An 11,285-nucleotide genomic window follows, 5' to 3' on the forward strand; every position below is an offset into this window, starting at 1 on the left:
GTCTATTGCACGTTCACGATTACCGTCGTTGAACTGACCAAAGCTCCGCTTGCTGCGTCTGTTCCGGTTACGGTAAAGGTGAACGCGCCTGCTCCGTTGACTGGAGTAGAGCTTGTTGAGGCCGCACCTCCGCAGCCGATCGTGAAGGAGCCGGCTGCGGCAAGCAGCAGGACCATGAACACGATGCGTTTGCGACGGCGGGACGGGATGAAGCAGAAGAGCAATCCAGCCAGACTTGCGGCCTGAGCAATTCCCTGCCATCCACCGTTGTGGGGAGCGACCATGGCTGTCGCGGTCGTGCTGGTCGCCACATTCATCGTCGCGGTGACCGGACCGGATGCCGTGATGACAACACTATTGCTGGAGCCGAAGGAGCAGGTAGGATCGACATTGACTCCGCTCGGTGCTGATGCCATGGCGCACTTCAGGTTCACCTGTCCGGTGAATCCACCGGCCGGGGTGAGCGTGATCGTGGAGGTCCCGGTCGATCCGAGGGTGGCAACCGTCACCGAGGTTCCCGTGAGGGTGAAGCCTGCCGGAACGACTGGAGCGCTGATGGTGACCGTTACGCTGGTTGTCGCGACGGAGGCACCTCCGGCGTTTGCGGTGACCGCCAGTGTGTAGGAGCCGGGTGTGGTGGTGGAGGTGGTTTCGATGTTCAACATCGCGGTGACGGCTGCTGTCCCCGAGATGCTTGCTGTCGTGGTGGGGCAGACCGGCAGCGAGACGGCTCCGGTCGGGCTGGCCGTAACGGTGCAGGTCAGGTTGACCGTACCGGCGAATCCACCGGACGGAGTGAGCGTGACGGTTGAACCCGCCGACGCGCCGGGATTGCTCATCGTAACGGGAGTGGCGGCGATGGCGAGCGAAGGTGTTGCAGCTACGTTCACGGTCACTGCGACCATGGTTGAGGCAGTCACCTTGCCGGTTGCCGCATCGACGCCGTTGACGGTCAGCGAGTAAGCGCCGGCGACGGTGGTTGACGGAGCGTGGATAGTGAGGCTGGCGCTTCCTCCTGACGCAGCGACAGTCGCGCCGGCCGGATCGCAGGTCAGCCCTGCGGCTGATGCTGCGCAGGTAAGCGAGACTCCACCGGTGAATCCGCCTGAAGGCGTGACGGAGACCGTAGAGGCAGCGCTTGTTCCGGGGCCTGCGAGGGTTACTGGCGTAGCCGCCATGGTGAAGGCGGGAACGACTGCCGGATTGACCGTGAGGACGATCGTCGCCGAAGCGGCGATCTTACCGGTGGCCGCATCAGCACCAGTAACAGTCGCCGAGTAAACGCCTGCCGTGGTGGTTGAGGTTGTGGCGAAGGTGACGGTTGCGGTCGTCGCCGTCGTGCCGGTGATGGTTGCGGTCGCTGCTGCGCAGGTGGGAGCCGAGACCGCTCCTGAAGGTCCGGTCACGGCGCACGTCAGGTTGACTGCCCCGGTGAATCCGCCGAAGGGCGTCACCGTCATGGTTGCGTCGACGGAAGTGCCCGGGCTGGCGATGGTCAGCGTCGCAGGTCCGTTCAGCCCGATCTTCGGAGTCGGCACACCGGTTACCGTGATGCCTACGCCATTCGAAATGGAGGAGGCGTAGTTCGCGTCACCTGCGTAGGTGGCGGTCACACCGTTGACACCATTCTTCGGGAACTGAGTTCCGGTGATGGTCGCCTTCGCAATGCCCGCATCGGTGTAGTCCTGAGTGCTGTAGCCAGTCTCCATCGTTGCCGTACCGAGAACCGTACTGCCGCTCATGAACGTGATGGGGCCGGTGGGGAAGTTGCCCACGCTATCGGTTGCGATATAGGCCGTAAGCGTGACCGAGCCGCCATAGCTCACTCCCGTCGAATCGGCAGAGAGCGAAGTCGAGATCTGACCCTTGGTGACGGTAAAGGCCGAGGAGATGCTGTGGCTCGGGTTGTAGCTAGCGTCACCTGAGTAGTTGGCGCTCAACTGGTACGTCCCGGCTGGGAACGCAGGCTGGTCCTGGCTGTTGTACGACGCTATCCCGGCGGTATTGATATTTACCGGACTTCCCAGAGCTGTGCTGCTGTTCTTGAAGGTGACCGTTCCGGTAGGAACTGAACTCGGGCCGCTGACTCCTTGAGGCGTGGCCGTTGCGAAGAGATAGGCCCCGTAAGGAACGACGGTACCACTCAACGGAAGGCCGCTCGAAGCGTCATAGAACACCGTCGAGATCGCCGTGGTGCTGTCTTCCGGTCCGACGATGACGGGGACTGGGTTGGACTTGCTGGCAGCGTAGCTGGTGTCGCCACCGTAGTAGGCGTAGACGTTGTAGCTTCCGCCGGGGAGCCATGTCGTCGTGCCGGTGGCGATGCCACCCACACTCAGGCTGTACAGGGGAGTTGGTGCGCCGCCTCCGGGGGTGACGGTCACGTCGGTGTCGGTGATCAGCGTAACGTTGCCGGTGACTGAGCCTCCGGGCGCGGTCTCCGACATGAAGGTGAGGGGCGTTCCGTGTTGAACCGTGATGGCTGCCTCAGTAAGCGTGGCCATGCTCGTTCCCAGTTGGAAACCGGTCGTGGAAGGAGCGAAGCTTACAGACGGCCACGATTGAACCAGAGCGGTTGCGTCGACGCTGCCCAGACCGGTGGCGAGATCGTAGCCGGTGCCACTGTCATAGCCGGTAAGGAAGTTGGTGGAGTTGCAATTCGGAGACCCGGACTCGCAGAAGACCGAGTTGTTGCCGACGGTTACGTCATGGAAGACCGAAGGTGTCGTCTCGGCCAGGCTGTAGAGGACCGGGTTGACGTTGCCGAGCCGGCTGCCTGTCGACTGGCTGACCAGAGCCAGCATGCCGGCAAAGGCTGGAGCCGCGGCGGAGGTTCCGCCGTAGCCGCTAAGCGTTGTGGTGGAAGAGGGCTTGCCGTTTACCAACTCGCAGTCGGTATAGGTCGTGGCTTCGCCGTTGGTGATGTTATCCGCGCAGACTCCCCAGATCGCGAAGCTGAAGCCGTTCGAAGCGAAGAAGGAGACGTCCGGGAGATCGCGAGCGCCGTCTGCGGGGGTGAGGTTGGTCTGGTACGCGGGTTTGGCATATCCGGCCAGGCATCGGCTGCTCTCGTCCTCGTAGCCGCAGGTGCTTATGCCGCCGCCGCCACCGACGATGTTGTACTTTGAGTTCGGCACGTTCAGATTGAGGGTCGTGTTGTTCGTCGTGGAGTCGTTCCATACTGTCTCCGGGATCGGTCCGAGAACGCTGCCGTAGTAAGGTGCCACGCCGCCATTCGAGTTCATGTACTGGTCGAACGAGGAGGGGTAGTTGGAGGAGAGCACACCAAAGTCGGTTCCGCCCACAGCCACGGCGTAAGGCGTCGAGGCGAGGCCGTTCACAGCGAGGCCATCGTAGGCAATCTGCTGGGTGTTGGGGTTGTCGCAACTCGCGGCACCGCTGTCACCGGTAGAGACCGTGACCGAGATACCCTGCGTGGCCGCCTGCTCCCAGGCGAGGAACTCCTGCTGGTTGCCGGCTTGCCCCTGGCCCTGTTCGCAACCACCGAAGCTGACATTCAGGATGTCGGCGGTGTTGTCGTCAAGGGCGCGGAAGATGGCAAGGAAGAGGCCGGCCTGCAGGTCAGTGTTCTCGGAGGTGTAAAAGTTGATCTTCGCTCCGGGAGCGACGCCGCCGACGATCTCGTTGTCGAGAATCGCTTCGCCTGCATCCGGGGTCACGCCGGGATCGTTGCCATCCACGATCACGTTGGGCAGATGGGCGGCGTTGGTGTCGTTTAGAAAGAATGCCCGGTAGTTGGCCACATCTTTCATGATGAAGTTGGAGTCGCCGACGATGCCGACGGTTACGCCGGTGCCGTCATAGCTCGTCCCGGTGTAGCTGGGGTTAAGGGTATGGTTGGGCGTGTTGTAGAGCACGGCGACATCGGCCGGTGCGACGTATAGAGATTCATTTCCGTGGGGATCTGTCCAGGTGATGTTCTTGCCGGTGCGGCTGGAATCAGCGCTCCAGTGGCCCTGTTTGCCGACCACGCTGTTCTTCTTCAGGTTGAAGTTGTGCAGTTGGGTTACGCCCGCGACGACGGGGGCGAGCGCGGCCGGGATCTCGGGATCGGTGGCGTTGGCGAAGTGATCTTCGCCATTGACTACGTAGTGGTGAATCGAGGTGTGAAACGCCTCCTGCACCTGCCCTGCGTTGCCAGAGAACTCGATCACGTTGCGCGCTTTGGCGATGCGGTTGACGGCGAACCCATGCGACTGGAGCCACGTCGTGACGGCCTGCAGGTCCTGATCGGAGGGGCCGTACTTCGCGCCGTACTGCTCGGGCGTCAGCCACTTGTGATAGTTCGGCGACTTCTTGTCCTGGAGGGAGTCGATGTACTCGCGAACCGCGGCAGCCTGGGTGGGGCTGTGCTTCATCAGGAGCATGAGACGAGAAGCGGGCATCGTCGCAGCGACGGCACCGCGGTCGTAACGCGCCTGGGCAAGAGGATGCACGTTGCCATGCAGAGCCACGCGAGCGTTCTCGTTGACCGCTGCGGTGATGCGCGAGGGCACATGGGAACCGTTCAATTGCACGGCCTGCGACTGCTGGGCCGAGGCGGATGAGGAAACGGAGGCGGCCAGGGCCAGGGAGAGACTGAAGCAAATAAGCAATCTGCGTAACATGGCTATCCTATGGTTGAGGCGGGCGATTGCGGATATGAGACCCGGTCGTCTCCCCAGTGAGATTGGGTTATGAGTTAGGGCAAATGACGCTGCAAACCAGCTCTGCGGCACGCCTGATTCCTGCATTGAGTTGGCAACGATGCGCTGAGCTTACAACGGGTGGAATGAATCTTCCCTACTCAAAACCGCATCGTTACCTACTCGATTGATTGCCGTACAAGTTTGTTTCGTTCATAGCGTTACGCGGACGGGAGGGCTCCGGTCAGGAGGCTGGCGGAGCTGCACCAGCCCGGTTGTGATTGCGACCCCCGCTACTGCAGGGTCAGGTTGACGACTGAAGACTGGCTGATGGTTCCCGAAGTAGCTGTCACGGTAAAGCTTGTCTGTCCGGTAATGACCTGGTTGAAGCCGGCGCCGGAGGTGGATGACTGGTTGAGGCTGTCGCCGGCATACTTCGCCGTGATGCCGTGTGCGCCGACGCTGAGGGTGTTGATAGAGAGAGCCGCCGATCCATTGGCGACATCTGCTGCTCCGATCTGCGTTGCGCCGTCGAAGAACGCGATGCTGCCCGTCGCCGTGCTGGCGTTGGTCCCTGCCAGCTTCGCGGTCAAGGTGACGAAGCTTCCGCTCGCACTCTTGATCGCCGACGAGCTGATCGCGACGGTTGTCGCGTCAGGTCCCGCCGGGGTGACAGGCGTCGTGGCCTTGGCTCCACTCCCGCCGCAGCCGATGAGAGCGGATCCTCCGACCGTCAGGAGCAGCAGAACCAGCCAGGTCATGCGTTTGCGCCGGCCCGTGAACCCGATCAGGAAGATCGAGGCTATGGCCGCAGAGCTGGCCGCCAGGATACGGCTGCTGGCGATCGCGCTCTGCGTTGTGGAACCGGAGGCGGGCGCGAGGACCGATACAGTCAGCGTGGACTGTAGAGCGGCCGCACCGACCGCGCCCGTCGCCGGAGCGAAGATGCAGTTGACACCTGCGGGGAGGCTGCCGCAGGTGAAGGTGACGTTGCCGGTATAGCCGAGTTGCGACGTTGCAGCGACAGACTCCGCAGCGGACGAGCCTGCTGTCAGGGTCATCGCTGGCTCTCCGACCGACAATGCGATCCCCGGCGTTCCGATGACGACCGAGACCGCGGCGGCGGTGCCGGGGGTGAAGTTGCCATCGCCCAGATAATTCGCCGTGACGCTTGCGGTGCCAGCCGGCAGACTTGCTGTGCTGATGGTGGCGACGCCGGTGCTGTCCACCGTTGCCGAACCCAGCGAGGTGGTGCCCGAGAAGAACGTCACGATGCCGGTAGGGGTGGTGGTGGTTGTCGTCGAGACCACTGCATCGGTGAGGGTCACAGCAACGCCCGAAGAAGCCTGTGCGGTAGACGCAGTCAGCGTCTCGGCCACAGTGGCCTTGGTCACGGTGAATGGTACGCTGGCCGTGCTCGGGGAGTAGTCAGTGGGAGTGGTTGGAGTGAAAGCCGCCAGGAGAGCGTAGGTTCCCGCACCCGGCAGAGTGTCACCGGCGGCGACCGGAATGGTTGCTCCCAGTGCCGTCTGTGCGGAGTAGGCGATGGTTCCGGAAACGCTGTGCTCGACTTGCGCGTTCAGTGACCCGGCGGGGATCGCCGTGCCGAAGACTGCGGATGCAGTTGCCGGGGTCCAATCCAGCTTGGTTGTCACCTTGCTTCCCGAACCCGGCAGGGTCAGAGGAGCCGAGGTCGAAGCCAGGTTGACGCTGTCGCCGGAGTAGGTGGCTGTCATCGTCTCCATCTCTGTCGCGGCTCCATAGAGAAGCACGTTGAGAATCGTCGTCGTCCAGGTCTGGCCGTTCAGCATCGCACCGATCGTGCCCGAGGTTGGCTCTTCGACCAGGATGTCCGGGGTTCCGTCGCCGTTCAGATCGCTCACCAGCACCTGGAAGGGCCCGGGAGCGGTGTTGATCAGCTTTGGCGTGTACTGCTGGAAGGATCCATTTGCCTTGCCGTAGAGAATGGAGACCTGGTTGATGTGGTTGTTCGCGATGACCACGTCCATGTCGCCGTCGTTGTTCATGTCGGCGAGGGCTACGCTGAACGGCTCCGGGTAGTAGTACTGCTGAGGATCGTCGATCGACGCTGCCTTGTACGTGTTGGGGCTGGCGAAGGTGCCGTCCTGGTTGTTGAGGAAGACGGAGATGTTCTGGTCCGCGCGGTTCGGTGCGACGATATCCGGGAAGCCGTCGTGGTTCACGTCTCCGAGAGCACCGAAGGTGGTGAGACTGCCGGACGGATAGGTCAACTCGCCTTGGAAGGTTCCATCTCCATTACCAAGGAACGTGGCTACTTCGCCGTCGGTCTGGATGAAGGCAACCAGGTCCGGCTTGCCGTCATTGTTGATGTCGCCAACCACCAGGCCGTCAGGGGCGTTGCCGGAGTCGTAGTCTCCGATGCTCGGAATGATGGTGGGAGTGTGACCGAAGCTACCGTCGCCTACACCGAAGAAGACCTCGATATTGCCGACATAGTTTCCGCCGTTGAAGAGGGCGATGTCCTGGATGCCGTCACTGTTGAAGTCGGCGGTGACCATGTTTCCGAGAGTGGATGATGGGGCAGCACCGATGGGAGGAATGGAGAGCGTCTGTCCCGGGTGGAAGGTTCCGTCTCCGTTGCCCAGCATCACGACCATGGTGTTGCTGGTTGCGAAGGTGACTGCGATGTCCGCGACGCCGTCTGCGTTGAAGTCGCCGGCTACAAGTCCATAAGCGCTGGTGAGAGTCGGGTCCGTGCTAACCACCGAACCGACTGCCGGCTTGAAGGTGCCGTCGCCTACGCCGATCGAGACCATCAATTGCGTTGCGAGGTTGGGGCTGGTGGCGGCGAAGTCAGGGATGCCATCACCGTTGAAGTCTCCGGTAACGATCAACCCGGTCTGATTGCCGGTGGTTACGGCGACCTCCGGCGAAGGACCAGAGACGGCCTTGTTGGGATCAAGAGCAACGTTGCCCACCGAAACGCCGAGGCTCGTTTCCTGCAGCGTCAGCGTTCCCGTTGGGGCGGTAATTCCACCGGCGACGACCAGTGCGGTCACGTCGTAATTCGCGGGGGTGGCAGCATCGTTGATCGCGCTGATCGACGTTGTCACGGTTTGTTGCGCAGCGGTCACGGTGATCGCTGGTGCTGCCCCGCCGGTGGGATGCAGCACATTTCCCGCACCGCTGTAGATGCCGACGATCACGTGCGTTCCGGGAGTAAGGCGGGTCACGAGTGTTGCCGTGCCTGTCACGGCCCCGGCAGCAGGGGTCAATCCGACTACTGGGATCTGAGCGATTGGCTTTCCGTTATCGAGGAAGTTGACCGAGCCGGTCGTCGCGGGAGTTGTTCCCACCGCGAGGGTCGCCACCACCGTCACCGGGGTCAGGTTCGTCACCGTGGCGCTGCTCGCTGTCAGGGACATCTGCGTGGGCAGCTGACCGGAGAGGCTGATGAAAGAGGAAGGCGTCGCGGTCGAAGTGAGGAAGTTATCGTCGCCGCTGTAGGTCGCGACGATCTGGTTGTTGCCGTCCGCGATTGCCGAGGCAGGGACAGCAAAGGTGGTCGTTGCAATGCCCGCGCCGGTCAACGTGTCAGTGCTGCTCGCGAGGCGGGATGTTCCGATGGCCGTTCCATTCAGGTTGAACGTCACCGATCCGGTTGGAGGTGAGGCGTAGCTGTTCGAAAAGACGTTGGCGATCAGGTTGACTGTGTCTCCGCTGGCTATCGTGCTGGCACTGGCGTGCGCTTCGATAGAGGTAGCGGCCTGAACCTCGGTGTAAGGAGCGGTGAGCGCGGCGATGGGATTGTAGTTGGCATCGCCGCTGTAGCTCGCCGTAAGGGAGTAGCTGGCGATGTGGCCGGCTACTGTCTGATAGGTGGCCGTCATGCCTGCCGCGGTGGAGGTGAGTGGAACGGTCGAGAGGACCGTGCCGCCTGCGGAAAAGGTGACGCTACCGGTCGGCGGAAGAACGCCGGGAGCTGTAGTTGGACCCTGTACGGTGACAGTCGCGACGACCTCATCACCGTAGGGAATCGCGCCATTGCTCGAGGGCAGCGCAGCTCCGGTGCGAACGTTGGCGGCGGAGAAGACGAGCGTGTCGGTCGGCGTTCCCGCTGCGACAGTCATCGAGATGGGGGACGAGATGCTGTTGAGATATCCGCCGTCACCTATGTAGCTGGCGGTGATGTCGTAGGCACCAGGTAGAAGACTTGCGACCGCCTGGCTATACGTCCCGTTCGTCAGATTGAGCGACGCCTGGTTCAGCTGCATGCCCTGGATCGAGACCGCTCCAGGTGGCGTGCCGGAGCCGGATACTGGAGCCACCGTTCCGGAGAGAGTGATCAGCTGGCCATAGCTTGAAAGCGTGGTGGAGGCCGTCAGCGTGGTGGTCGTTGGCTGTGTGGCGGCTGCGAGGGTGGCCCAGTTATTGACCAGGTTCTCAACGTTGATCGAGCCGAGCCCGGTTACGCGATCGTAGCCTGGGGTCGAAGTGTAGGCGGCAAGCACGCCGGCATAGCCTTCGGGGCCGTTGATGCAGTCCCAGCTGGTGATGAAGCAGGGGAGTGCGTTTGTGCCCTCGGTCACGTCGTAAAAGGTGCAGGAGTTGGCCGCGCCTGGGGACGATCCTGCTCGGCAGGCATTCGTCTGGCTGGTGTTCGGTGAGGCGGTGCTTCCGAACTCCTGGCCCGCTATCGAATAGAGATAGTAGTTGGCAAGGCCTTGCGAGGAGCTGGTCTTCTGGTTGATGAGAGCCATGATGCCGGCGAAAGCTGGTGCGCCGAACGAGGTGCCGCCGCTTGCCAGGTACTTGAGGCCGTCGGGAGTGTCGTAGTTGCAGGACGGCACATACTTCGGGTCGGTCATGCAGTAGAGATAGGCGCTGCCGAAGGTGAGATAGGAGCCGAAGAGCGAGACATCCGGCACGTCGCGAACCTTGTCGTCGGGGATACCGTTAACTCCGGCCTGCCACTCCGGCTTGGCGTAGCCTGCCGCGCAGTACGCACGTGTCGGATAGGCGGCTGGGTCAAAGCTGGTACAGCTGCTCGCGCCTCCGCCACCGCCTTCGGGGGTCAGATAATTGCCGGGAAGCTGATAGTCGTCGCACCATTGCGCCGGGGAGGAATCGCCCGAACCTCCGCTGAACGCTGCGAAGACCTCTGGGCTGGCGCAGGAGTTATTCCAAGGAACTTCAGGGATATAGGAAAGCGCAGAGGCCTGGGTCACAGGGTCGTTCGTCGTTCCCCAGTACGGCGTGGGATTGGTGATGTTGACCGCGAAGTCGGTTCCGCCGACGGCGACGTTATAGGGAGTGGATGCGAAGCCATTGACTGCAATACCGTTCGAGGCGATCTGGAAGGGATCGATATCGCAGGCCGCCGCAGCGCTGTCGCCCGAAGAGACTACAACCGTGATGCCTTCCGCTGCCGCCTGCTGCCAGGTCTGGTAGAAGAAGAGGTTGCCAGCTGGGCCTAGTGCGCTCTCGCAGGTCTGATAGCTCTCGCTCAACACCGGCGACGTCAGGTTGTCGACGGCATAGGTCATCGAGAGATAGATCCCGGCCGTGACCTGGGTCGAGGCAGAGACAACAAGATTGATGGTCGCGTTCTTCGCCACCGCGCCCGCCCATTCGACGTCGATTGATGCCTCGTCCTGGTCGTTCAGCAGGCCGGGAGCGTCTCCGTTATGCAGGATGTTCAAGTGCTTATCTGGAAGTCCAAAGGCGCTGCGAAACTGGTCCACGTCGCCAGTGCTGATGTCGCTCTCGGCCACAACGGCAATCTGCTGGCCGGTGCCGTCGAGGCCTGCATCCCAGAGGGGTTTCAGGTTGTAGATCGTGGCAAAGTCGTAGGGCGTCACGCCGTACATCGTCTGGCCGTCGGCGGTGTGCGTGGTCGTCAGGGCGGGACGTACGCCTCCCTTCCCCACACTGCCGCCGGGAGTCTTCCCGTCGTCAACTGCGGTCCAGGTATGCGTCTTCTTGTCGAGTTGAACCACCTTCGAGTCCGAGTGCGCACCCTTGATGGGGAAGTTGTTCATCGCCGCGAAGCCCGCCACCACGGGCGCGAGAGCGGCCGGAATCTGCGGGTCGCTGGCATTCGCCGAGTAGGTGCCGCCCTTCCAAGCGTAGTTGTGCATCTCCGTGTGAAACGCCGAGGCTACCTGCGATGCCGTACCCGAGAACTCGACGACGCTACGAGATTTGGAGACGGAGTTGACGTGGAAGCCTGCGCTGGCCAGCCAGCCCGTCACCTTGGCGACATCTTCGGGAGCAGCGCCGTACTGCTCACCGATCTGTTCCGGGGTCAGCCAATGATGAAAGGTCTTCGAGCCGGGACGCTGCATCTCCTTAATGGCGGCGGCCAGCGCCTGGTCCTGCGCCGCCGGGCGCTTGAGGACCATCATCATGCGGTTCATCGGCTGCGAAGGCGTGACCGCTCCCCGGTCGTTTTGCGCGTTGGCCAGCGGATGGGTGCTTCCGCCCAGCTTCACCAGGCTGGCGTTGTCGACCGGCTTAGTAATGAGCGGCGCAACGCGTGAGGCCGCCTGCGACACGGGGACAGCAAGGGCCACCAGGAGAACTGCCAGGATCGGGGAGAGGCTGCGGCGAATCCGGAATCTGCTAAACATGACTGTCCTATGGCTTGGGGCGGAC

Annotated in this window: 2 protein-coding genes; both read right to left on the reverse strand. The window is 62.4% G+C overall.

Features of this window, described 5'->3' with window-relative positions; genetic code table 11:
* Window positions 1–2 precede the first annotated feature (2 nt).
* On the reverse strand, window positions 3–4,628 hold the full coding sequence (locus tag HDF16_RS20735; RefSeq protein ID WP_184221176.1) for a protease pro-enzyme activation domain-containing protein: 4,626 nt from the start codon (window positions 4,626–4,628) through the stop codon (window positions 3–5).
* A 311-nt stretch (window positions 4,629–4,939) separates the two neighbouring features.
* Window positions 4,940–11,260: an Ig-like domain repeat protein gene (locus HDF16_RS20740; protein ID WP_184221179.1), complete on the reverse strand. Its 6,321-nt coding sequence runs from the start codon at window positions 11,258–11,260 to the stop codon at window positions 4,940–4,942.
* Between the last annotated feature and the right edge of the window lie 25 nt (window positions 11,261–11,285).

Origin of the sequence: Granulicella aggregans (genome assembly GCF_014203275.1) — a bacterium.
Lineage (GTDB): Bacteria > Acidobacteriota > Terriglobia > Terriglobales > Acidobacteriaceae > Edaphobacter.

Bases quoted from the DNA above. Each gene is read 5' to 3' on its own strand.
- HDF16_RS20735 (WP_184221176.1), bottom strand. From the start codon at position 4,628: ATGTTACGCAGATTGCTTATTTGCTTCAGTCTCTCCCTGGCCCTGGCC.
- HDF16_RS20740 (WP_184221179.1), bottom strand. From the start codon at position 11,260: ATGTTTAGCAGATTCCGGATTCGCCGCAGCCTCTCCCCGATCCTGGCA.